We start from the raw sequence: 25,285 nt of genomic DNA, 5'->3' as shown, positions 1-25,285 counted from the left end.
GGACTCCATTCATTAAAATCAGACGCCTGTCTGCTTTATCAATAATTGTAACGCTTCGCTCACCATCAGCATAGCCACAACCGATGTCACTACGACCGCTGAACCGTAACCGCCACAGTGTAAACCGCCCGTTTGACAGCTTTTATCGACGCGTGGTGGTTCTGTGGAATAAACGCATTTGATTCCAAATTTTTCTTTTAAAGCGCTGTTAATGCCTTTTTCATGACGCAGCTTATTGCGGAGCTTGGCGAGTAATGGATCTTGATAGCTATCACGCAAGTCACTCACCGTAATTTTGCTTGGGTCTATCTTACCACCCGCACCGCCTGCGCAAACCAATTTTAGTTTATTAAAACGGCAATGCAGGGCAATAGCAAGTTTGGCATTCATATCATCGACACAATCTAGCACGGCAATAGGATGACCTTGAGCAATGGCAGCCTTGGCTTCGTCACGGCTCGGCAGCAGTGCAGTGACATTATCAGTGGTGAGAAAATCATCAATTAAATTGACCGTGACCTTGGGGTTAATCTCAGCAATGCGCTGCGCCATCGCTGCAATTTTGCTTTGACCAAAGGTGCTGTCCAGCGCTGGCAATTGCCGATTGACATTAGAAGCCACCAATACGTCTAAATCAATCAACGTAATAGTACCAACCGCAGTACGAGCCAGCGCTTCAGCTGCCCAAGAGCCAACACCTCCGATACCAATCACATACACATGCGCTGCCGCAAAAGTATCAACGGCTGAGCCGCCGTAGAGAATTTTTGTCCCTTGGAAACGTCGCTCGTATTGCTCACTTGCGCTACCACTATCGTCATGAGCGACAGAATGCTCAACGGCATTAGGCTCTACAAACGACTGGTCAAATAATTTTGCTTCACTCATAACAGATTAAACGCTCTTTTGAGGGGTATATAATCAACGATAACTTATGTTGCTCTTATTTTATTCTGTACTATTTTACTTTTGGCGATATCATTTTACTTTGAACAACAGTAGCTTTTATGACTGCCTAGGATACAGCCATTGCGTGCGCAAGGCATCGCAACTATTTTGCCATAGTTGCTCAGCAAGAAGAGCTGGTGGCACATCAAGTAACTCACTGAGACTGAGCAGCACCCATGGCAAATTGGCAGGAACATTCCTATTATGATCGGGCGCATCACCCCATTCATTATCAGGACTTTGTCCAAGCGCTGACTGATTATTGGTTGACGGATTGCTATCTGAGTGCTGGCACATGATGGGAGTCATATCCGGACAATCCGTCTCAATCACCAAACATTCAAGACCATAAGTATCAACTGCTGCTTGAATCGCCCGACGCAGTTTTTTGGCATTCGGATTGGTGACTTGTCCAGTGACCCCGAGCTTAAAGCCGAGTTTTACAAAGGCCTTTGCCTCTTGCTCACCACCACTAAAACTGTGAGCGACACCGCCCAACTTGTGCGCATCATAATCGTGCGCTTTTAATATCGCTAAGGCTTCAGCATGGGCTTTACGAATATGCAGCATGACGGGTAGCTGATGCGCCACTGCCATATCCAGTTGCGCCTTAAAAAACTGCTCTTGTTTGGCCAGCATATGCGGTTGCTTCATCTCGTCGGTAAAAGTATCCAAACCAATCTCACCGATTGCCAATGGGCACTGCTCAGTCAGCATCTTTGCCATACTCTGTAGATGAGCTTCTGTATGCTGCGTGATATAAAAAGGGTGTAGACCTAGAGCGATATGAGCCTCAGGAGACGAGTGGTTTTGATTGCCAGCCTCCGTTGCAACTGCTGGCGTCGCAATTGCCTGACTGTTCTCATTGACCTGAACTTGCTCGTTAATCAGGCGTTTAATATCATACAGACGTTCAAAATGCTCATATAAATAACCCACCAGCATAAGGTGGCGCACGCCTTGCTCACAGGCTTTTTTTACTTGTACCGCTCTATCGCTATCAAATACTGGCGCGTCAAAATGTGTATGCGTGTCAATCAGTGGCAAAGCAGCAGACGAACAATGAGGAGCGATATACGATGAATCAAGAGCAGTCATTAACAAATTCCAAATTTTATTATTATTAGTGATTTTTTAACGAAAATATTTATTATAAAATAAATAGTGAGAGCAGTTAATCTTTAGCATTTGAATTGTTATTCGTCTTATTCTTAGTGTCGTTCTGTAGGCTACTGTCTGCTCGTTGACTACTACGTCGCGGTATCAATAATAAAGCAGTAGCAACAGCGCCCAACATAAGCCATCTTTTTTTGTTTATACGCTGTGCCATTATGTCCGCCCCTCTGTTGCTTGTATATTTGCTAAATTGCCTTTGAATATTTTTTACTACGGTATATTTAAGTCCCCTAGTATACTGGGATATCGTAGTGGCTGTGTTTATCTGTGTTATGAATACGCAAGCTAATGTACGGTGTCATGTTTTTGATGACACCGTACCAAAGGATAATATGCGTGAGTTAGCGTTTAACGCTTGAGAGGATAAGTCGTGATACCGCTGTTAGGACTCTCTACTTTAGTAAATCCTTGCGAGGTAGCTTTTGGCGTTTGATCGCGCTTAGGTACGAGCGGATTCAGTGGCATCAGCTCGTAATCTGCACTGACATCCCCATTCCAGCCTTCCGTACCACTCAATGGCAATTGCTTAATCGTTCCATTCTTGTCGATGACCAGCTGTAAGACGCGCATTTGGTTATATTTACGCTCGGTCACACTCGCCACTGCACCGCCATCGCGTAGAATAGTCGGCTGTAAGAAGATGATTAAGTTGCTTTTTTGCGTGTTGTCATTGTCCGAGCGAAACAGGCGACCGATAACCGGCACATTGCCCAAGCCCGGCACTTTTTGTTGACGTGTGGTGGTGTTATCCCGCATCAAACCGCCCAGAGCGATGGTCTGTTGGTCGTCTGCTAAAATAGTGGTATTAATAAGGCTCTTATTGGTAATCAAACCACTGGCATTTCCCGTGCTACCGGGCACGACTGAAGACACTTCCTGCGACACCTCTAAACGCACCGTGCCATTGTCACCAATGTGTGGAATGACGTTCAGATTAATACCAATATCTTGGCGGTCGATAGTCTGAAATGGATTGGTTGAGGAGTTGCCACTGGTGGTGTAAGAGCCGGTAACAAAGGGCACGTTTTGACCGACTAAAATACTGGCTTTTTCATTGTCTAGTGTCAAAATCGATGGCATAGACAGCAGATTAGCACTGGTAGACGAATCAAGCGCTTGCAAGATAGCGCCATAAAACTGGGTATTGCCTTGACTGTCCTTACTGCTATCGCCAATTCCAATCAACGCACCAGCAATTGAGCCTGCAGCCGCGCTAATACTAGCAGCACCGCCCCCTGACAAAGCAGCTGCCGCAAGCGACGCTGCACTAGCACCAACGTTATTAAAGTTGACAACCCCGTAGCCGCTGTTGGCGTTACCGAGTGCCCACTGCACCCCCAGTTGGGTGGCATCATCGCCCGATACTTCGACGATAGCAGCTTGAATGAGCACCTGCGCGCGGCGACTGTCTAGCTGATTGACGGCATCTTCTATCTCAAACATCAGCTCGGGCGCTGCATTCACGATGACCGCATTTTGGGTTTCGTCAGCGATGATACTGAAAGGTCGACCACCAACCCCAGTACCACCTTTACTCGTGCCACCAGTGCTAGCACTCGAGGTAGAGGCTGCTGCATTATTACCAATGCTGCTGTTGCCAAGAATATCATTGGCGCTATTATTTAATGATGAGCCGGTGCTACTTGCATCATTCAAAGATGCCGACTCTAACGTCGAGGTCGCGCCAGCGCTATTGATGGATTGATTGGCCAGTAAGCCACGCAGCATATCGGCAATATGACCAGCGCTGGCATACTTCAATCGAAAAACGCGCAAACCACTCAGACGTCTGGTAGGCGTGGTATCCAGCTGATTGACCATTTCTTGGACCTTGGCAATCATCTCAGGACTGCCTTTGACCAGCAGCCGATCACTGGACGTATCAGCAATGACTTTGAGCTGATTATTGCCGCCTTGTGCTTGCCCACTACCGGCACTCGCCACCAAAGCACTGATCAACTCCATCATACGCTCGGCATCGACATGACGTAGCGGTATGACTTGCAAGCTGTCATTAACGTTGCTGTCCAAATCGCGGATGAGCGCGGTTAATTGGTTTAAGCTATCCGCGCGATCCGACAATACCAAGGCATTAACACCCGGCACAGCAGCAGCATGGGCCGACTGCGGCATGAGCGGTCGTATGACTCCCAGCACCTCTGCCGCTTGAGTATTGGTTAAATAGATGACGCGCGTTGCTAGCGCCTCACCGACGCTATCACCACGTAAATCGACGGCGACTCCAGACTGCTTGGCGACATTATCCGGTACCAGCTTAACCGTCGTTCCAGAATCAATCGCAGCGATACCATTGACTTGCATCACGCTCAAAAACAGCTGATAAATCTCATCACGGGATAAGGCTTTATTGGAGATGACCGTCACATTGCCATTGATACGTGGATCAAGCACAAAGTTTTGATCGGTGATGGTCGCCACTTCATTAATAAAGGCTTTGATATCGGCATCTTGTAAGTTGACTTTCCAGCTCTCAGCATTAACGAGACCTGTACTGGCTGCCCATAGCGGCACGGCTAAGCAAAGAGGACGACATAGGCGCATCAAGCGCTGTAAGGTATAGTGCAAAAGCGTAACTGAAAATTTATGAGAACTTACCATATTGATAATTACCTACAGTGATGTCGCTTAGTATGTACTGAATTTAGTATGACTGAGTATTGTCGGCTGGTGCGTTGCTAGCATAGCCCCAACCAGATAGTTATTAATTACTTAAAGCCGTTTTAATGACGAACGGTTTACTTAAAATCATTTGTCTAAAATTGCTGGCGAATCGTAATCACTTGATCGCCGCGCTTTACCTCTATTTGTGCTTCGCCCGCTTGCTGGACTTGTTGTAGGATACCAGCATCTTGGCTCGGGTTATTACCCACACTTTGACCATTGACCGTCAGCACCTGATCACCCGGCTCCAGTCCTAGGCGGTTGCGTAGTTTTGAGGGCATCGCCGCTGTCACCTGATAGTTTTCGCCTGAGGCCATAACGCCCATCCTGCTCAGATAACTGGCTGGGTTTTCTTGTAGTGCCGTGATGGCTTCATCAATAGCGGATTGCGGGCTACTCTCAGGAGTCGTCTCTGCTGTGGATTCAGTATTATCTGGTGCTGAGATTGAGGCGCTCGGCAAGGCATTAGTGTTTGGCAAACGCTGATTGCTGACGGCGCCTGCTAGCATATCGCTTTGGTCGAGTGGCATGGACTCTACCATTCTAATGACGGTTTGCTGATCACTGGCATCAGCAATGATGACGGCATTCCAATCGACGGCGATCAGAGTATAGTCACTGTCCTTTAGACTGTCACCAATGCGATAGTTTTTGACCTCACCATTGACATCTAACAGGGCTGACGACATGCTCTCTGGTATCGCGAGCAGAACCCCTTTCAAGCCAATATTAGGGGGTGGCTGTACCGCCGCCGCGATAGGAGCGGGATCGGCAAAAATAGCAAACAAACCACTGTAATCATCGCCGGATATATTCGCGCTTTGTAAAGGAGCAAGCGGCAATGCTGGTGCCAAAGGCGCAGCTAGCAACAACCACAATAGCCGTGCCGCCGTCCAGCACAGCCAAGCAATCGCCAATAATAACAGCCAACCAGCGCAGCGATTCAGAATATTAATAATAGGTTTTAAATTAGCGGTAACAGTAGACATTTAGCGCGTCCCCAAACCAGCTAACAAGGGCTGGCGCACACTGACGACAGGGGTATCTTGCGGAGCTTGTCCTTTATACTCAGGCATATTCTCCAACAAACGCTGGGTCAAGCTGACGTCTAGCATATTATCGCCATCGACATACAGATCCCCTAAACGCTTATCTTGATTGTTCAACAAATTAACGTGCAGCAGGTTTTTATCATTTTTTTGTTCCGTACTCAGCTCGGCACGCATTGCTGGCATGGTGATATAAAAAACCTTACCGCCACTAAGATAGCCCACTTCACCACCGACCCACGTCAACTGACCATCCGCCTCACTGAAACCATAGGACTTTTTATTGGAGTCATTATCCGAGCCAGTCTGGCGTTTTAGAGACACCGCATTGACTTGAATCGGCGTCTTGGGCAGCTGCCAATCGACCACACTGGTCAAGGTTTCCGCTGCAATCTTACCGCTCATATCATCAATCTGCCATGAGCTGGTACCCAGTTTTATTTGACCGTTCAATCTGGTCTGCTCTGTCGTGATATCGACGTCCGCACTCAACTTACCCAAGAATAGTTGCCAAGGCTGCCACGACCAATTCGCCGCACCAGTCAACGGCGTTGCTGACAACGGCAATTGCCAAATCGCTGAGCCTTGCCATAAGTTGCCCGACACGTGCTGCACATAAGGGCTATTGGGTGCATATTTTTCAAGTAGCCACGACGCAGGCATTTGCAATAATGCAAATAGCGCAAATAATATAAACCCAAATAGCCACCACAACTTACGGGGACGCTTATGAGACGACGCAGAGACTTGGGCCACGGTTACATAACTCTTATATAAGATAAAAACGTCATTATCATAACAAACAATAGCATACAGATGACAGAAAAAAAGCCAGTATCTTTTTACCAAATTACTGGCAACAAAGATACTGGCTTCTGTCTACTGATGTGCTGTTAGCTCAATCGCTATAACGACGTCATAAAAACAGCGTAGAAGACATATTGCTATATAGTTAAATCCACTACAAATCAGGTATGTCATCAGGCTCGTTCAGTCTACTGGTAGCACTGTTACTTGCCTTTCTTGCACCTAATGCGTGTCATCAATTAGCACATGGATACATTTAGTGGTCTTAAAATGGCTAAATAGCAAAATCTTCAAGCTTACGACCTGCTGCTAGCGCGTCAACCAACCACGTCGGCTTACGACCACGGCCCGTCCAAGTCTCTTCATTATTATCGGTGTTGCGATATTTGATGCTACGTTTTTTCTCTAACGTCTCACCAGCTTTTAAAATCTCTTCGATAGTACTATTACTCTCTTCAGCGATTTTTTCAAACTGCATATAAGCATCATATAAACGCTGATGTTGCTTTTTGGCAATCAGCTGCTGGGCATTTTCGGTGATGGCACGTAGCTCATCTACGTTTAAGCTGTCTAAATCAATGGTGGTATTCTTATTCATAATAAACTCAACTTTAAGATAAGGGATATAAAATTAATAAATATAATTTTATCTACTAAGCACTAAAGATTGCTAGTTCATAAATAAGTAATGATACGAAACTTAATAGTCAATTCCGTTTCTTACTTATTAAAACAGTATTAGCCGTGGCATTAATGAGTACAGACAATATAAACAAAAACAGTAGTTATAACAATAGTAAATTAATCGTCTCTATAATAAGAAATAATTAATAACAAACTTAAGTCAATGATGTATCTTCTATAGCATTAGACAGAAGATCGACAATAATCCTATTGTGTGCCAAAACCTGCTAAAGAAAAATCTCGTAAACAGTACCCTGACAACACTAATAAATAAAAACCTCTTGGAGGCTATAGTTGATTCAGTTTAAAAGTAGTACAAGGCAACCGAGTGTAGATGTATATTTAATACTTCAAACGAGGTTAACGCAGTAATACTTTTATAGTGGAATGACTATATATAAAATTAACCCTTGAATGTTTATCATTTCATACTGCTCATTATTTTGATGTTAACGAGAAAATACCAAAACTGCCTAGGTGCGTCCTGCGCTAAGCTCACTCATCAAATCACGAGCGGATTCGGCACTTAATAAGTACGGATTGAAATCAATCGTCGTAGAGTATTTTAGATAAATTGCGGCATTGGCTTCGGTTGGAGAGGCATAGTTCATTGACCACTTAGCCCATTCTCGATGCTTCAGCTCGCGTGTTTCAATGACCTGTAAATCGTGATGACGCTGATCAGCAATAAGACCATATAATAAACGATTGATCTGCGCTCTCGGCCCTTCGACCGTTTGTAAAAAATAGTCTTTATTAAATGTCAGCATCCCCGTGATGCCATTGGCAGCGTTATTCGCTTGAGCTTGCTGCAAAATCTCATTAAAGTCTTTCGCCGATACGTCTGGGTTTGCACGGCTGGCGTAGGTCATGCTCATTAAGATGTGTGCATCTGAATTTGGTGAGGTCATATCTGTTCTCTTAGGCGGTGTAATGGGGACGTAGCACTTTTATATTAGCGCTTTTATAAACGTCAATTAGCCAATAGCAAACCATGATTTCTTTTTAGCAGAAGCGTCTATTTCTTCTTGCTCTTGGAGCTCTGACAAGGTATCAATCAACATCATGATTTGGTTGGTACTCATAAGGTAGGGATTAAATTGAGTGCCCGTCGAAAACTTAAGCGCCAGCCCTTTATTCTCATCACTTGGTATAAGATATTTCATTGACCATTTATTCCAGCGACGCTGCTCGACTTCGCGGCATTCGATAATCTGTAAGGCAGCATGTCGCTCGTCTTTTACAAGCTTGCGTAGTAGCTCGTTGATGACAGGTCTTGCCCCTTCAATGCTTTGAAGAAAGTAATTGTGATTGAAGACCAATGCGCCCGTAATGCCATTACGCTCATTATTCTGCTGCGCCTGCGCTAGGATACGCGTGACTTCCCCATTAGGGTTGTCGTTGTTATAACGACTAATATAAGTCAAACGCAAGATAATATGCTCACCATGCAACATGTTTAACGTGTTTTTTTCTGACAGCTCAGCGACTTCCATAAGGCACTCCGATAAGTTATTGGTACTTTTTTACAGGCGACAGCCAAATGCAGCGCTGCGATAAAGGGGGTAAATTTAAGATTTAATTTTTTTGGCAAACTCGCCCACACCGCGTGATAGGCTGCCACTGGTAGAGCGCTGAATCTTTTGTGTGAGAGCCAATAATTGCGAGGCATCGGTACACTGTTCCAGATTTAGCAGGTAACCCCACGCATCCTCAGGCGGTGCATTTTTTTCGATATAAGTCGCTAGTTCCGACTTTAAGGTCTCAAAATCCACATCAGCGGCTTTGCGCTTAAAGTAGCTAGCAAACGGTACGGTTTTGTCTGACTTATCATTAAAGGTCGCGTCAAACTCAGCGGCATTATCACTCTGCGATGGCATTGGTTCAGGCTGCAATGCTTTGTTGTCTTCATTAGCCAGCGTTGGGGGCGGTGCTATAGACGGCATCGTAGGTGGCGATGCCGCTACTTGTAGCTCAGCGGATTGAGGCGGCGCATAAGATTGGCTAGAAGCGCTGGCGTTATCCCCTACTATCAGCTCGATACATTGGAATTCTTGCAGCAGCTCAAACAACGGTGCTATCCCACCAAACTCAGCGAACATCTTACTGTTATCAAGCGAATCTAAATAATGTTGATAGGTTTTTTTGCCATCAATCATGATCAGCAATGTTCTCGCTTCTCGCGGCAACACGCCCAAACTTTGCGTCTTAATTTCTTCTCGACCCAAATCACTTTTTCGAAACACATCACTACTATTCATCTGATAAACCTAACGCTGATACTTAAGCAAACACGATAATAATACAGTGCCACCTAAATAAGACTTGATACTTTGGGCTATAAATCTGCCCTACCTTGAGCTTTTGAATATTTCTTACAAACTATTTATTTTTTTAAAGTATCTAAATATTAATCTTTACTGGATTATTTATGTTTTTGATTATATCAACACATTTAATAAAGCGTTAGCATTAGTGAAATTCAATAGAACGAACGGTTGATATAAGATATAAATGGTCATTTGAATAAATTTCATATAAAAATTCATCAGAATAATAGTGTACAACTCTATTTTTATGCGTTGCTGATGTTGCAATTATAAGAAATAAAAAGAATATATCTTGCAAACAAAAATTAGGTCTTTATATTTCTGCGGTATTTAACATTCATATTCTGTCTCTATATAACGATCACAATAGCGACAAAGCCATCATTAAATAACTTAAACAATGGCTTGTGCCATTTTTTTTATTATTTTATTTTTCCCATAAAAAAACCCCGCTAATAGCGAGGTTTTAAAATATATTACTGACTAATAAGTCTTAGGTATCTCTTATCATCCTCAAAATGGGATATCATCATCAACTGGGCCATCTGGCATTGCTGTCGGTTTTGATTGAGCAGGTGTTTGCGCTGGATTATTGAACTGATTCGACTGAGCAGGCGTATTTTGGTTGTTATTAAAACTATTCTGATTACCGCCTTGCGAAGCTGCCGCGCCCGCTTGGTTGTAACCACCTTGCTGTGCTGACTGGTTGTTTGCTTGCTGACCAAAATTATTCTGACCGCCTTGGTTGCCATAGCCGCCTTGATTTTGACCACCTTGGTTATTATTACTGAAGCCGCCATTGTCTTGACCACCCGTGGCACCATCTAGCATTTGCATTTGCTCAGCACGAATCTCAGTAATATAACGATCTTGACCATTGGGATCTTGATATTTACGCGTACGCAAGCTGCCTTCGATATAGACTTTGCTGCCTTTACGTAGATACTGCGCAGCGATTTCGCCTAAACGATTAAAGAGTGAAATACGATGCCATTCGGTGGCCTCTTTCTTTTCACCACTTTGCTTGTCTGTCCATTGTTCTGATGTCGCAACCGAAATATTGGTCACGCTACCGCCATTACTAAATTGACGTGCCTCAGGGTCTGCTCCAAGGTTACCAATGATGATAACTTTATTAACTCCGCGCATAGTTCCGTCCTTTTACTTATGAATAATTTAATTACGAGCTTTAATCGAGTTTTTCATATAAACAATTAATTCTATCAGTAATATGGTTTTACTTTAACTATTTTCTTTTAAAATATCTAGCAGTCTGTGGGCAAGATACGACAACACCTGTCGTGAATAATTTATAAGCTAAAATCTGGCTGACTTATAGCAATAAAATATTCTTCTCGGTCAATACCCCCCTTTGCGAACCGTTATTTAACTATCTAGAATCATTGTTGTTGCGATGCATACTAAGAGTGACACTACCCAGCTCCACACCAAATTTTTTCATGACCGAGCGATTGAGCATGACGTCTTTATTGACTAAATACATCCAATCATCGAAATTCACTTTATAAGTTTTGTCGTCGACGGGCAACTCTAACAGATACTGCCAATGCAGTGTATTACCCGCGACCTCACCTTTTGCTGCACCGATGACATCGCCTGCCGTGCCTCTCCAGCTACCATCAGCTTGCTTGGTCAATCGCCATATGCGCTGCGACTTTGTGCCATCTGCCCATGAAAACTTCTCATCCAAAACAATAACATTTTCGCCTTCGTGAGTGGCATCAATATCGACATAAAAGCGTTTTTTGACCTCGCCATTACGACCCTGAAACATGCCCCAGCCATCGATTTGACCGGAGAAAAACTCATGCATATCGAGCGTTGGTGTGGTGTTTTGATACGCCTGAATATTTTGAGTGGCGCAGCCTGTCGTCAATAGCGTGACAGCTAGACCCATACCAATCGCAATCTTAGCCATCGAGCGATGAACAATGGCTGACGGCGTGGCGGTCTTCGCATTGATGCCGACCACCTGACTAGATAGCGTATTAAATTTGCTCATATTAATTCCTCTTAAACAGAGATCAGAATTCGACTTTAGGCAAACACCCTGATGATTTAAGCCGTTTTCATTTAAACAATATGTATTTAAAGAATGCGTATCAAAACAACAGCGATCTATTAAGTTTTGAGGCTAACGACAAGCGATCTGTTAAATATCGAGCGGGCTTTGTGCCAAATGTGACAGCTCTTGTCTCGACAAATCTGTGAGCTGGGTTTTATCTAGTTTTAAATACGCCACTTGCTCTTTTGCCATGACGACCAGTTCATCCACGCCATCTACTGCCAACATTTGCCGTGACCAATCTTGGATATTAATATTCTTGGGAATAGTCACCGTGGTACTTGATAAATACGGCGGATCAGCGATGGGAATAATAAGTATCAACGCCACTGCCATCACTGCTGCAAGGATACCCCATGCTAACAGATTAGGCTGGCTCAATAATAGACCACCCATCGCCCCACCGACGAAAGCGCCAAAGAACTGGCTAGAAGAATTGAGTCCCATCGCGGTTGCTTTATTAGCCACTGGCGCACGCTTCGATATCCACGACGGAATCGTTGCCTCGAGCAAGTTAAAGCCCATAAAATAAAGCAACAATCCTAAAATGATACCGATGCCGACCTGACTGCCTAATGCCAGTATCGCGAGGGCTGCGGTCATCAAGCCAATCGCCGCCAAGAATACTTGACGCATTTTGCGTTTCTTTTCAGCGATGATAATGAATGGAATCGCAACGGCAAAGCCAATAAATAGCAATGGCAAATAGACCAAACCCTGCTGGCGTACCGATAGACCCATCACCTCACTCAGCTGATGTGGCAAGATAACAAAGATGGCGGTCATCGTTAAATGCAGGGCAAAAATACCGATATGCAAACGGTTTAAATCGCCAATCTTTAGCACTGTCGCTAATTGCTGCCCAATCGATTTATTATCAAGATTATGCTTAAGCACCCGTAGCGGTGTCGGTACAAAGAAAAGCAGCAGCATCGCTAGCACCGCAAAGCCTGCCGTGAGCCAAAACAGCCCGGAAATACCAAGCGAGCCGACCAATAGAGGGCCGAAAGCAAAAGCCAACATGATAGAGGTCGCAATGGTCAAGCCCATCGTCGCCATCGCTTTGGTACGCATCTCTTCTCGCGTCACATCAGCGAGTAATGCCATCAATACCGCAGAGACCGCGCCACTACCTGCCAGCGCCCGCCCGATAATGACTTCGTAAATATCCGTGGCATTTGCCGCAATGATACCACCGAGCGCAAATAGCACCAGACCCAAAAAGATAATTGGCTTACGCGGAAACTTATCCGCAGCAAGGCTCATCGGTATCTGAAAGATAGCTTGCCCTAGCCCATAAATACCGACCGCCAAACCGATCAAGAATGGCGTCGCATGCGCATAATTATCACCATACACAGAAAAGACGGGCACAATCATAAACAGACCAATCATGCGCAAGGCAAAAATGCCACCGACCCCGAGGATTGCCCGTTTTTCTACGCTATTCATACTTGCCTCACTGGTTTATCACGTCACAACTGGGCGCTAGCCATTATTATAATAGATAGCGCCACTCTCCTTATAGGTCAAGTGTGCGTCTCAAAAGATATCAAGAGCCATTTACTCTATGGCAAATGTCCCTTAAAAAAGTACGCACTGCTTCGCCCAACCTATAATGCAAGCCCCACAGTATAAAACATTCACCGTTTGGTTGCCGAGACTTTTACCTTCCTACCAGTTTTTGTCCATGTCTTTTTAGTTAGAGGTTTATGCGGCTTGCCTCGCTATGCTGCTTATATGAGATCACTTCATTCATTTTACTCGACAATTTTGTTACCAAGTGCATCTGATGCGTCATCGCACCTTGAATAATGCGCCTATCATGACAATAAAGTAAAACGTCGCTGACATTCTCGCCTGACAGAATCATTGTATAGCGACCACTATTTATATAAAACAACGACAATCGAAACATGTCATTTGGCCAATAAATTCACTATTATCAGGCTAGTCTATTACTTGTAATTCATCCATTTAGCTGTTAAATACCACTAGCTGTTAAATACCAGTTGAATGACTAGCAACGGTTTGAAAGCACCCTTCAAGGTTTACTAATAATAAATTGCAATAACAACCAACATTGACCGATAAAAATCAGATATTAATAAAAATCAGAATTTCTGTAGAAACGCTCATTGTACAAAAGCAACAACCCATTTAAAACCATGATCTAGCCAGTGACATAACCAGTCTTTCTTAACATTATATATACTCATTTCGAATACCATTTTAGCAAATAGGAAACCTATCACCGATGGCACATGACCATATTGCAATACGCGGCGCACGTACGCACAATCTAAAAAATATCGATTTAGACATTCCACGCGATAAATTTGTAGTAATTACCGGTTTATCAGGTTCTGGTAAATCTTCATTGGCGTTTGATACGCTTTATGCTGAAGGGCAACGCCGTTATGTTGAAAGTCTTTCCGCTTATGCACGTCAGTTCCTCTCGCAAATGGAAAAACCAGATGTCGATAGTATCGAGGGCTTATCGCCAGCGATTGCTATTGAGCAAAAATCAACCAACCATAACCCGCGCTCAACGGTCGGGACGATTACCGAGATTTATGACTATCTGCGTCTGCTTTATGCGCGTATTGGTACGCCGTTTTGCCCTGAGCATGGCGAGCCAATGGTCGCGCAGTCGGTCACTGAAATGGTCGATCAAGTTATGGCATTGCCAGATGAAACGAAGATTATGATTTTGGCACCCGTCATTCGTGAGCGTAAAGGTGAGCATACGGTTTTGCTTGAGCAATTGATTGGGCAAGGCTTTGTGCGCGTACGCGTCGATGGCGATGTTTACGATACCGACGAGCTACCGACGCTTGATAAAAAGAAAAAGCATACTATCGAGGTCGTAGTCGATCGCTTTAAAGTCCGTGATGACTTGGGCAACCGTGTGGCGGAGAGTCTTGAGACTGCGTTACGCCTTGGTCAAGGGCTAGTGACCCTACACTTTATGGATGGTAATCCAAAGGAAGATGGCAGCGACAATCAAGTGATGTCAGCTAAGCACTCCTGCCCCGTCTGCGATCGTGCGGTATCCGAGCTTGAACCACGCATGTTTAGCTTTAACAATCCGTATGGTGCCTGCCCAAGCTGTGATGGCCTTGGTAAGCGTCAATACTTTTCTGCCGAAAAACTTATTACCCATCATGATAAAACGCTGAACCAAGGTGCGATAAACGGTTGGGATAAGCGTCATGCTTATTACTTCGGTCTGCTCTCTACCGTCTGCAAGCATTTCAAAATCGATATGGACGCGCCTTGGCAAACGCTTTCAAAAGAGCAGCAAGATCTGATTATGCAAGGCTCAGGTAAAGAGAAGCTAACCTTTAACTTTACTGATGAGCGCGGTCGTAAAACCAATAAAACCGTACCATTTGAAGGCGTGCTACCTTATCTAGAGCGTCGTTATGCCAAAACGCAGAGCAATCTTGTGCGTGACGAGCTGGCTAAATATTTAGCTGATACCACTTGTAACGTCTGTGATGGTGCTCGACTAAATGAGATATCACGCAATGTCCGCGTTGATGATCAAACCATCGCCCAAATCGTTAAGCTGTCTATCGGTGATGCTGCTGACTATTATAAAACGCTAAAGATTGGCGGTCATAAAGGCGAAGTCGCGGAAAAAATCTTTAAAGAGATTAACGAGCGCTTAAACTTCCTTGTCAGTGTCGGTCTTGATTATCTATCACTCGCCCGCTCTGCCGAAACCTTATCAGGCGGTGAAGCGCAACGTATTCGTCTTGCCAGCCAAATTGGCGCGGGTCTGATGGGCGTGATGTATGTCCTTGATGAACCATCAATCGGTCTGCATCAGCGCGATAATGATCGCTTATTAAAAACTCTAACGCGCTTGCGTGATTTGGGCAATACGGTGTTGGTCGTTGAGCATGATGAAGATGCCATTCGCCAAGCGGATCACGTCATCGATATCGGTGTCGGCGCGGGCGTACATGGCGGTCATATCATCGCTCAAGGTACGGTCGATGACATCATGGCCAATAAAGAATCACTAACTGGACAATATATGTCTGGTAAGAAAAAAATTGAGATTCCAAGCATTCGTCATAAAGCCAAAACGATTGATATGGAAGTTAAAGGGAAAGCTAAGCCGAAAAAAGTCCCTATGACTATTGAGCTAAAAGGCGCATCCGGCAACAACTTACACGACGTTGATTTGACCCTGCCAATCGGAATTATGACTTGTATCACTGGCGTCTCGGGTTCTGGTAAATCAACTTTGATTAACCGTACCTTAATGCCACTTGCGGCCACCCAGTTAAATAATGCGTCAACACTCATCGCTGATAAGCATGACAGCATCACTGGTCTTGAGCATTTGGACAAAATGGTCGATATCGACCAAAGTCCGATTGGTCGTACGCCGCGCTCAAACCCAGCGACGTATACCGGTGTCTTTACCCCAGTTCGTGAAATGTTTGCCCAAACGCAGGAAGCCCGCGCTCGTGGTTATAAAGCGGGTCGCTTTAGCTTTAACGTCAAAGGCGGACGCTGTGAGATGTGTCAAGGTGATGGTCTTATCAAAGTCGAGATGCACTTTTTGCCTGACATGTATGTGCCGTGTGATACCTGTGAAGGCAAACGCTATAACCGCGAGACGTTAGAGATTCATTATAAAGGCAAAAGCATCGCCGACGTGCTCGATATGACCGTCGAAGATGCGACTGAGTTCTTCTCCGCCATTCCCGCGATTTATCGTCGTCTGCAAGCGTTGATGGATGTCGGTCTTGGCTATATCCGTTTGGGTCAATCTGCGCCAACGCTATCAGGTGGTGAAGCCCAACGTGTTAAACTAGCACGTGAGCTTGCCAAGCGTGATACCGGACAGACGCTGTATATCTTGGATGAGCCAACCACTGGTTTGCATTTCCATGATATCGATAAGTTGCTGCATATCCTGCATACCTTACGCGATAAAGGCAATACCATCGTCGTCATCGAGCATAATCTTGACGTCATTAAAACCGCGGATTGGGTGATTGACCTTGGCCCTGAAGGTGGTAAAGGTGGCGGTATGATCATTGCGGAAGGCACGCCTGAAGAAGTGGCAGAAGTGAAAGGTTCATATACGGGTGAATTCTTAAAACCGATGCTTGAGCAAGGACTGAAAGATGTGAGTTGATACAGGTTAGTGAGTTATTGATGAAAAGGCTACTCTTTAGGGAGTGGCCTTTTTTTGTTGGGTAGAGTTTTATTAATAGCAATTCATTCAAAGTAGTTTGTAAAGTTAAAAGTAATTACATACGACATGTATTGTCGTATATCTGATTCTGATACTTTTCCTAACAATTGTTTTACTGTAATATGATTTCTTAATTAATTTTACTTTACTAAGAGAGAACAGTTTATGCTCGAAATACAAGGTTTAGATAAATTACAAGATGAACTGGTCGATTTACAAAAATTTATGAATGAGTTCGATTCAGAATTAGGAACCTTTAAACTTAATTCTAAAGACTCAGACAGTGTTGAAAACGCTATTAGAGAAATGGAGAGAATGGTAGATAATAAGGTTCTTAAATACTCTTCTAATGCTACAATTATGAATATGGTTAGTGATATTAAAAATAATCTTAAACAACAAATTATAAGCAAAGCTGACGATTATAATATTGAATATAGTAAAGAGTAGAATTATTTGCATTTTTTTGCACATAAAATAATAATAACTCTAATCCACCAATTTGAGTTTATAACACATTTTATAATTCTATTTCTAAGGATTTCAAATGGCTTTTAAACGTCACCCAGCTTTTACTCCTGCTCCTAATGAAAAGTCAAAGCTCTGGCGATATATGAGTTTACCGAAATTTCTCTCACTTATTCAACAAAATTATCTATTTATGTATAACCTAGAACTTATGGCTAGAGATGATACATTTGAAGGGCTTTTACCATCTGCTAACTTTATGCATCGAAAATGGAATTCAGTTAATGACCTTCCACTGTCTGTTCTTAGCAAATTAAAAATGAACACTATTTATCATGAAACTGGCAACTTACAAGCTTGTTTAGAAAACCATAAAGAAGTTCAAGAGTTAAGAATCAAACAAGCTTTTGCTCATAGAAGATCGTATTTCATTAACTGCTGGCATTTGAATGAAGTTGAATCTTTAGCAATGTGGGATATGTATTCTAGAAAAGATGAAGGTATTGCTATTGTTTCATCTGAATCTAATTTCATCGATGCTTTTTCAGACCTGAATAATGATATTTTTGGTGGTGTCGTAAAGTACGCCAACTACGATAGTCATGATTTTACTATTGATATAGATAATGGGTTTAACTCAATACTATACAAACGAGTAAGTTATGATTATGAACGAGAATACAGGTTAGTATTTTGGGACACAGATGTTACTCATAAATATATGCCAATGCAAACAGTTGGATTTGATTCTAATCGCAATGAAAATGTTTTTCATGGTCGAGTAAGCATGGGGCGCTCTGAGGAAGATATTGAAAACGTTGAACCAAAATTGAGCTTTAATGCAAAATGTGATTTGAATAAGTTAATAAATGAAATTTATGTCTCTCCATCAGCCCCGAGTTGGTTTTTTAATATAGTAAAGGAGATTGTTAAAAAGTACGAAGTCACTGTTCCAATCAAGCAATCTGAGTTAAGTAAAGACCCACTGAGATAATCTACAACCCGTAGATTAAGCTAATTAATAAAACCCAATAATTCTACATTACGCAAAATTACTATGTTGGGTTTTATACTTTGAACCCAGCATAAATTAAGTTAATTATCGCTAATTTTGAATCACTTATATGTCGAGTATCACAAACTCTACTTAAACTATTGTATTAGTCATCAGGATCTATCCCTCTAGACTCTAAATCTTCTTTAATATCATCTAGGTCGTCTTCAGATAACTCTTTTTTTGAAAGAGGAATTATGGTATTGGCCTCGTCAAGAATACGTTTAAGTTGATCCTCTAATTCTGACTGCTCAGGCTCTGCATTTTCAAGCATTTCGTCAGCCTCATCAATAGCCATATTTAAAACATCTTCAGACAAACTATCTTTAAGACTAAGATGATCATCGTGATAAGCGAATACTTTATCTGTATTTCCTGTATCTACTAATGCATCTACAAACTCTCTAACTGTTTCATAGTCCTCATCTGGGCCTAAACCACCGTCACCTAGTGAAGAAGCTGCATTCTCTAAACTATTAAACTCTGACATAAACACTCCCTTTCATTTTCAATTAAAATCAGTAAGACTAAGACTATTCCTATAAAGCTGGTGTAGCATAAATACATTTTAACTGCATTCAATGTAATTGTATCTATCAATAAGTTTATAATCTACAGTTTTTGGCGATGATTAATTTTAAGAGCGGTTTAGCCTCGATTGTAGCGGTTATCCTTGGTTGACCACTAGATTGAGGTGACTTAGCTAGGAGCGGTATCGAGACAACAGGAACGCTACTGGCTATTAGTCACCGCTCTAGTGGGCGACCAAGATATAAGCGGAAAGCGGGATTGGCTCCAATATTTAGCTGTTGAATCTCGTACCTCGCCGCTAACCTACTCGACACCCAATATCCAGACGTCGCATAAAGTCCAAACCAACCACTTTTCGATATTTCTTCGCAAAAAAAAGGTAAGTCGATTGACTTACCTTTTTTGATAACATTTACTTTTGAGAGTATTTACTGAGTTATTTGCGTTTAATGGTTCTAGTAACTGCTGCGCCAGTAGTTGCACCACTAGTTGCGTTAGTAGGTGCTTTAGCAGCCGCTTGATAAACTGGTGTAACCTCAGGTAAGAGTGCCTGAATTTTAGCAATACGCTGCCCAGAGTTTGGATGCGTAGACATCAAAGTAGCTATGGTGTTGCTACGACCATTGGCGGCTTCCATTTTTTGCCATACTGCAACGGCAGCTTCTGGATTGTAGCCTGCCTGCGCCATCAAGCGTAGACCACCCGCATCGGCTTGTGATTCTTGACTACGAGAAAACGGCTTATCAAGTCCGTAGTCACTAATCAAACCCAACGCATCATCACTCAAACCTGTTTTTGCCTGTAGTTCGGCACCACCTAACTGCAGCGCTAAGCCTGTCAGAATTTTTTGCCCAGCATCTTTTTTACTGTGCTCAGCTAACGCATGGGTCATTTCATGTCCCATGATCGCAGCGATCTCTGCATCCGTTAACTGTAACTTCTCTACAATACCGGTGTAAAAAGCCATTTTACCACCAGGCATTGCCCAAGCATTTAATTCAGGTGAACGTAGAACAGTGATCTGCCAATCAAAAGGGACGCCTGTCGTATTAGCGCGAACGGCGTAGGGCTTCATACGATTAAAGACTCTTTTCACTCGGATGGCGGTGGTAGACGTATTATCTACTGCGCCTTGACTATTAGCGCTAGAAACCACTTGAGAGTAATTTTTAGCCGCATCGGCATTCATGCTATTGGTATCGTACCCTGACATATCAGCTATCGTAGTACAGCCTACTAAAGTAGTAATCGTCGTAAGCAATAGAGCATTTTTTACTTTATTAAAAGTTGTCATTAGACGTCCTAGTTGAGAAATATAATTAAGGTGATTGGCTAAAATAAAGGTAATGCGTTGATGAACTTAAAATCCCACTATCGAAATTCATGTGATTTAATGCGCGCACTGAAAGCAATATATAATTAATAATGTGACTAAAATGTAAATGAGGTGTAAGTAATGTGTCTAAATTACCGAGTGGGAGATTATCATGGTATAAAACAAAAGTCTATTAAATTTGTAGTCTATTGTTTGTTCGTTGTCTTAAGCTTTACCGACCTACCTTTGAAACATACAACTTTATCATTTTAAATAGAATCTCTACTCAGAGAGTATTCTGCAATAAAGCCAATCTAAACAAACTCTCTCTCAACATTCATCACCCGCGCATCTACGGTCCGCTCTATCTTCTCCTCTATTTGGCTGCATTGTGACTCGACTTCACGTTTAGACAGCCCGACAATTACAAACGTCCATTCGCTGGCATCATGCCGATCACGCTCGCCGCTTTCACATACCGCGACGCTTGGCGTATTACCAAATCGTGCATGCAATCCGCCCATGCGTTGGCGTTTTTCTTTTAATGAGCTACAACCGGGTAGAGAAAAGGTCAAAGTTAGAATGACGATATGCATTTTATTCTCCTTGCGACAGTGGTTTACGCTTTATAATAGTAGCAAATAAGCACGGCAAGTTATGCTATCGTTACCTTGCCGTATCGATACCTCATAACGACTCACACTGTTTATACTAATACCATTCATAAAAATCATAATAGCCAATATGCGTACTCGCCCAATGACTTCTATCAGCTACGTACAGCAACAGCGCATTACTCGATTATGCGTGCGCTGCGGATTACTCCTTATGCAATATGGTGCCGAGTCCGCTGTGGTGGTTGACTTGTCTAAACGTTTGGGATTCGCTTTGGGGATGAGTAGCGTAGAATGTTCGCTGAATTTTAATGCCATCACCTTGACGACCATCTGTAATGAACGCTGTATCACCACCACTCGAGACACGATTAATCAGAGCATCAATGTCAATTTATTGGTACAAATCCAGCAAATTATCAATAAAACCGAAGCCAATACAAATAGCGAAAAGCTAGATAACCATAAACTGAAGTCTGAGCTGACTGACCGCACCACCCTTGCGTTTGATGAATTAGATAAAACGGTTTATCCAACATGGCTGGTGGGCATATTTGTTGGTGCATCTTGTGCCGCGTTTGCTAATCTTAATGGCGGTAGTTGGTCGATTACCGCGGTGACCTTTGTCGCTGGTATGGTCGCGATGTTCACTCGCATTTATTTGGCCAAGCAGCATTTCAATCCTTTTATCACCGTCATCGTGACGGCTTTTATCGCCTCTTTGATTGGGGCGACGACTTACTATTTTGATATTGGTAATAATGCAGATATTGCCGTTGCCTCTAGCGTGCTCTTACTAGTTCCAAGCTTTCCTTTAATCAATTCTTTCTCAGACATCTTAAAGGGCTATGTCAATATCGGCATTGGACGTGCCGTTTTTACTTATATGCTAACCTTGTCAGCGTGCGTTGGCATTGTGATGGCGCTGGTTTTACTACAAATACAGCACTGGGGATTTTGACATGTGGTTCATTGAAACCGTTGCCCTGTCGTGTATTATTACCCTTGGTTGGACACTCATGTTCAGCGTACCCAAACGCTATATTCCACCTTGTTTGCTGATGACCGCCTTTGGGTTCGGGCTAAAAACAGCGCTGGTCTATCAGCACATACATCTCGTGGTAGCCAGCTTTTTTGGGGCGATGCTTGCCAGCTTTTTAGGTGTGTACTTTTCTAAAAAATATACCTTACCGCCCAAAGCGTTAATCTCTCCAAGCGTCATCTGTATGATGCCCGGTATCGCTGCTTATAAGGCGATGGTCAGTATGGTACAGATTGGCTATTTTGGCTTTTCCGACGAATTATTTAGCCAAATGATGGTGTATTTGTTTGAGGCTTTGTTTGTTACCTCAGGATTGGTGCTAGGCTTATCCATTCCTGGGCTGTTATTTTATAGACGTCGTGCCATAGTTTAAGTGGGTTTAAATAGGTTTAGATGAGATTATTATGTGTTAGGCTATTTTTGCCTAAATATTTTTATAGCGTGGTGCTAGCTGGCACATCTTCATAAGCAAAACCTTGTAAGATTCATTATCATACCCATTACAATAGAGTTAAAAATAACAGAATTAAAAAATAATAGACTGCAAAATTGTACCAATACGCATCAATACGTACTAAATAAAGAGACTTAACTATGACCAAACATTATGACTATATTTCCATTGGTGGCGGTAGCGGTGGCATTGCTTCAATCAATCGCGCAGCGAGCTATGGCAAAAAATGCGCCATCATCGAAGCGGAGCAATTAGGCGGCACCTGCGTAAACTGGGGCTGCGTGCCCAAAAAGGTGATGTGGTATGGGGCGCAAGTTGCCGAAGCTATCGAAAAGTATGCGCCAGACTATGGTTTTGACGTTGAGTTAAAAGGCTTTGACTTTCAAAAGCTGGTCAATAGTCGTCAACAATATATCCAAAACATTCATCGCTCTTATGATAATAATTTGGCAAAGAACGGCGTTGAAGTGATAAAAGGCTTTGCCAAATTCGTCGATACCAATACGGTCGAGGTCAATGGCGAACATATCACCGCTGACCATATTTTGATCGCGACGGGTGGTCATCCTATCTTCCCTGATATCAAAGGCGCGGAACACGGTATTGATTCTGATGGGTTTTTTAGATTAAATCATTTGCCAAAACGCGTGGCTATCGTCGGGGCAGGATATATCGCGGTTGAAATCGCTGGCGTGCTCAACAGTCTGGGCGCTGAGGTACATCTGTATGTGCGTCAACATTCGCCGCTACGCTCGTTTGACCATACTATCGTAGAAGCGTTATTGATAGAGATGGAGCAAGATGGTATTCAATTGCATACTGAAACGACGCTGACGGAAGTCAATAAAAACGACGATGGCAGTTTAGAACTCTTTACCAAAGATGGTGCGCTTGATACCGTTGATTGTTTGATTTGGGCGATTGGTCGTGCGCCTTCCACTGATACCATTAACTTAGATGTTACAGGCGTGGAAACGACTGATAATGGCAAAATCAAAGTCGATAAATTCCAAAATACCAATGTCGATGGTATTTATGCGGTCGGTGATATTATCGAAAACAGTATTGATTTGACACCCGTCGCTATCGCAGCAGGTCGCCGCCTATCAGAGCGTTTGTTTAATGATAAGACAGACGAGCATTTGGTTTATGACTTGGTACCAACGGTTATCTTTACTCACCCTGCTATCGGCACTATTGGCTTGTCTGAGATTGATGCCGTTGAGCAGTACGGTAAAGACAATATTAAATGCTATAAATCAAGCTTTACCTCGATGTATAGCGCGGTGACTCAGCATCGCCAAAAATGCGTGATGAAGCTCGTTTGCTTGGGCGATGATGAAAAAGTCATCGGTTTGCATGGCATAGGTTTTGGCGTCGATGAGATGATTCAAGGCTTTGCCGTCGCAATCAAGATGGGCGCGACGAAAGCGGACTTTGATAATACCGTCGCTATTCATCCGACAGGTTCTGAAGAGTTTGTGACGATGCGTTAATGTCGCGTTGATATATGCGTTAGTTTTATAGGGTGTGTAAGTAGAGAGGCTATTCTTGAGAGAGTAGCCTTTTTTGCTGGGTTTGAGGACTATCTCTCACTTCAACGAATTATTTTAATACTCTTTATCTCACCCTTACATTTTTGAAATGAGTAACTTCATCCAAATTGCCTTGCACACTATTAGGTTGCGACTTTAACAGCACTGTCTGGTTAGGTAGCTTTACCGTGATGCCTTGGTTATTGATTTTATAGAGCACAGGTCTGTTGGTGAAGCTCAGTGTCTTCGTTGTTTTATCATAGTCAAACTGTCCTTCATAAAGCAGCTCAATTCTGTCTTCTTTATTTGCAAAAGCATAATATAATTGCTCGCTGCCATCTTTATACTGACTATCAATCACCAGTTTTTTGCCATTATCTACAATAAGGGTATAAATATAAGGTAGTGTGCCCGCTGCATTCTGATCATCATATTGCGGTAGCATTTCATAATTCTCGACCTTCATTTTGCCATTGACCCTTTTGCTTTCAGTAATAGATAGCAGGCTTCTTGAGTTATATTCTTCCTCAATAATACGCACCGCTACTGGCTTATTATTGATGACCTTAAACTCTTTAAACTGATGCCATGCTGCGCCACTCTTAGTCATCGTGTTTAAGGTTTTACTGTCTTTATCTATGCCAAAAAATCCGCAATAGCCTTGCGCTAGTTCAGTAAAACCTTCGCTAAGCACGAACCTGCTCCCTTGCTTGAGATAAACCTGATAAGAAGGCCCGCCGTAACAGCCGTAGCGACCATCTTGCAGTGCCAAGTCTTTTTTATTATCAAAATTAAAGTCATCGTATATGAGTACGCTATGTTCGCCATAATGCCTATTGGCAATATTAGCGCTAACCTTGTTGCCTAGTTGGTACGCTTCACTATTGCTCAGCTCATACTCTATATCAATATCAGTTGGCTGGCTGATAAGGGTTTGCTTGGTTTTGGCATCTATAATATTTATACTAGTGTTTTCTTCACTATCCTCATCGGCGCTAGTCTGAATAACCGCATAGTAATCGTCAGAAAAATCCTGAATCTGATAGTGCTGATTTGAGGTTTGAGCCAAAGCTGGCAATGTTGACATAAAAACAAGCGCACCGGTCATTATCGTCGTTGCTCTGAATCCTCTTTTAAACAAGCCTTTAGATAGAATATTGCTAGTCATCGGATAATCCTTATTCGCTTATTTTTTATTATCATAGGTCTTATAGAACAATATAAACCACTCATCAGCTATTGTTAAGTACAAAAAAAGGCGCTACTTAAGCGCCCTGTTTATATCA

Annotated in this window: 22 protein-coding genes; 6 read left to right on the top strand and 16 right to left on the bottom strand. The window is 43.0% G+C overall.

What is annotated here, in order from left to right; genetic code table 11:
* Window positions 1-18: 18 nt before the first annotated feature.
* The 12 genes from HQR03_RS01350 to HQR03_RS01295 all read right to left on the bottom strand — a co-directional run bounded on the left by HQR03_RS01350 (window position 19) and on the right by HQR03_RS01295 (window position 13,214).
* Window positions 19-888 (bottom strand): tRNA threonylcarbamoyladenosine dehydratase, encoded by an 870-nt coding sequence (locus HQR03_RS01350; protein WP_217271509.1) that lies wholly within the window; start codon window positions 886-888, stop codon window positions 19-21.
* Window positions 889-1,005: 117 nt separating this feature from the next.
* Window positions 1,006-2,046 (bottom strand): TatD family hydrolase, encoded by a 1,041-nt coding sequence (locus HQR03_RS01345; protein ID WP_173238872.1) that lies wholly within the window; start codon window positions 2,044-2,046, stop codon window positions 1,006-1,008.
* Between the two features lie 426 nt (window positions 2,047-2,472).
* A complete protein-coding gene (gene gspD, locus HQR03_RS01340; RefSeq protein ID WP_173238871.1) occupies window positions 2,473-4,743 on the bottom strand; it encodes a type II secretion system secretin GspD in 2,271 nt (756 codons plus the stop codon).
* A gap of 155 nt (window positions 4,744-4,898) precedes the next feature.
* A complete protein-coding gene (locus tag HQR03_RS01335) occupies window positions 4,899-5,795 on the bottom strand; it encodes a type II secretion system protein N (protein ID WP_025650787.1) in 897 nt (298 codons plus the stop codon).
* Window positions 5,796-6,611, bottom strand: a complete 816-nt coding sequence (gene gspN / locus HQR03_RS01330; RefSeq protein WP_173238870.1) for a type II secretion system protein N — start codon at window positions 6,609-6,611, stop codon at window positions 5,796-5,798.
* Window positions 6,612-6,936: 325 nt separating this feature from the next.
* Window positions 6,937-7,260, bottom strand: a complete 324-nt coding sequence (locus HQR03_RS01325; protein WP_025650789.1) for an H-NS histone family protein — start codon at window positions 7,258-7,260, stop codon at window positions 6,937-6,939.
* Between the two features lie 559 nt (window positions 7,261-7,819).
* Window positions 7,820-8,257, bottom strand: a complete 438-nt coding sequence (locus HQR03_RS01320; RefSeq protein ID WP_025650790.1) for a BLUF domain-containing protein — start codon at window positions 8,255-8,257, stop codon at window positions 7,820-7,822.
* A 66-nt stretch (window positions 8,258-8,323) separates the two neighbouring features.
* A complete protein-coding gene (locus tag HQR03_RS01315) occupies window positions 8,324-8,842 on the bottom strand; it encodes a BLUF domain-containing protein (protein WP_173238869.1) in 519 nt (172 codons plus the stop codon).
* A 75-nt stretch (window positions 8,843-8,917) separates the two neighbouring features.
* Window positions 8,918-9,607 carry a hypothetical protein gene (locus HQR03_RS01310; RefSeq protein WP_173238868.1) on the bottom strand — a complete coding sequence of 230 codons (690 nt, stop codon included), beginning with the start codon at window positions 9,605-9,607 and terminating at the stop codon, window positions 8,918-8,920.
* A 582-nt stretch (window positions 9,608-10,189) separates the two neighbouring features.
* A complete protein-coding gene (ssb, locus tag HQR03_RS01305; RefSeq protein ID WP_025652640.1) occupies window positions 10,190-10,825 on the bottom strand; it encodes a single-stranded DNA-binding protein in 636 nt (211 codons plus the stop codon).
* 241 nt (window positions 10,826-11,066) lie between these two features.
* Window positions 11,067-11,699, bottom strand: coding sequence for a DUF3833 domain-containing protein (locus HQR03_RS01300; protein ID WP_240990833.1), 633 nt, complete (start codon window positions 11,697-11,699; stop codon window positions 11,067-11,069).
* Between the two features lie 150 nt (window positions 11,700-11,849).
* Complete coding sequence (locus HQR03_RS01295) at window positions 11,850-13,214, bottom strand: MFS transporter (protein WP_101212457.1); 1,365 nt, start codon at window positions 13,212-13,214, stop codon at window positions 11,850-11,852.
* Window positions 13,215-14,019: 805 nt separating this feature from the next.
* Between HQR03_RS01295 and uvrA the strand changes: the two genes are divergently transcribed.
* From uvrA to HQR03_RS01280, 3 genes are all read left to right on the top strand, one after another.
* Entirely contained in the window at window positions 14,020-16,926 is a 2,907-nt protein-coding gene (gene uvrA / locus HQR03_RS01290) for an excinuclease ABC subunit UvrA (protein ID WP_173238867.1), read from the top strand.
* Window positions 16,927-17,151: 225 nt separating this feature from the next.
* The gene (locus tag HQR03_RS01285) at window positions 17,152-17,436 is read left to right on the top strand and encodes a hypothetical protein (protein WP_173238866.1); all 285 of its coding nucleotides are present in this window, start codon (window positions 17,152-17,154) and stop codon (window positions 17,434-17,436) included.
* A 97-nt stretch (window positions 17,437-17,533) separates the two neighbouring features.
* Entirely contained in the window at window positions 17,534-18,448 is a 915-nt protein-coding gene (locus tag HQR03_RS01280) for a DUF2971 domain-containing protein (RefSeq protein ID WP_173238865.1), read from the top strand.
* 166 nt (window positions 18,449-18,614) lie between these two features.
* Here HQR03_RS01280 and HQR03_RS01275 read toward each other — a convergent pair whose 3' ends face one another.
* From HQR03_RS01275 to HQR03_RS01265, 3 genes are all read right to left on the bottom strand, one after another.
* Window positions 18,615-18,998 carry a hypothetical protein gene (locus HQR03_RS01275; protein WP_173238864.1) on the bottom strand — a complete coding sequence of 128 codons (384 nt, stop codon included), beginning with the start codon at window positions 18,996-18,998 and terminating at the stop codon, window positions 18,615-18,617.
* 477 nt (window positions 18,999-19,475) lie between these two features.
* Window positions 19,476-20,333, bottom strand: coding sequence for a M48 family metallopeptidase (locus tag HQR03_RS01270; protein ID WP_173238863.1), 858 nt, complete (start codon window positions 20,331-20,333; stop codon window positions 19,476-19,478).
* A gap of 335 nt (window positions 20,334-20,668) precedes the next feature.
* Window positions 20,669-20,950 (bottom strand): DUF503 domain-containing protein, encoded by a 282-nt coding sequence (locus HQR03_RS01265; RefSeq protein WP_173238862.1) that lies wholly within the window; start codon window positions 20,948-20,950, stop codon window positions 20,669-20,671.
* 163 nt (window positions 20,951-21,113) lie between these two features.
* Between HQR03_RS01265 and HQR03_RS01260 the strand changes: the two genes are divergently transcribed.
* From HQR03_RS01260 to gorA, 3 genes are all read left to right on the top strand, one after another.
* Entirely contained in the window at window positions 21,114-21,929 is an 816-nt protein-coding gene (locus HQR03_RS01260) for a threonine/serine exporter family protein (protein ID WP_173238897.1), read from the top strand.
* A gap of 1 nt (window position 21,930) precedes the next feature.
* Window positions 21,931-22,383: a threonine/serine exporter family protein gene (locus tag HQR03_RS01255; RefSeq protein WP_025652627.1), complete on the top strand. Its 453-nt coding sequence runs from the start codon at window positions 21,931-21,933 to the stop codon at window positions 22,381-22,383.
* A gap of 221 nt (window positions 22,384-22,604) precedes the next feature.
* Window positions 22,605-23,960, top strand: coding sequence for a glutathione-disulfide reductase (gorA, locus tag HQR03_RS01250; RefSeq protein ID WP_173238861.1), 1,356 nt, complete (start codon window positions 22,605-22,607; stop codon window positions 23,958-23,960).
* A gap of 124 nt (window positions 23,961-24,084) precedes the next feature.
* Here gorA and HQR03_RS01245 read toward each other — a convergent pair whose 3' ends face one another.
* Window positions 24,085-25,167 carry an XAC2610-related protein gene (locus HQR03_RS01245; protein WP_173238860.1) on the bottom strand — a complete coding sequence of 361 codons (1,083 nt, stop codon included), beginning with the start codon at window positions 25,165-25,167 and terminating at the stop codon, window positions 24,085-24,087.
* Between the last annotated feature and the right edge of the window lie 118 nt (window positions 25,168-25,285).

This window comes from Psychrobacter okhotskensis (assembly GCF_013248965.1).
Lineage (GTDB): Bacteria > Pseudomonadota > Gammaproteobacteria > Pseudomonadales > Moraxellaceae > Psychrobacter > Psychrobacter okhotskensis.
The sequence above is the reverse complement of the archived record's forward strand: the minus strand, read 5'-3'. Positions and strand labels throughout refer to the sequence as shown.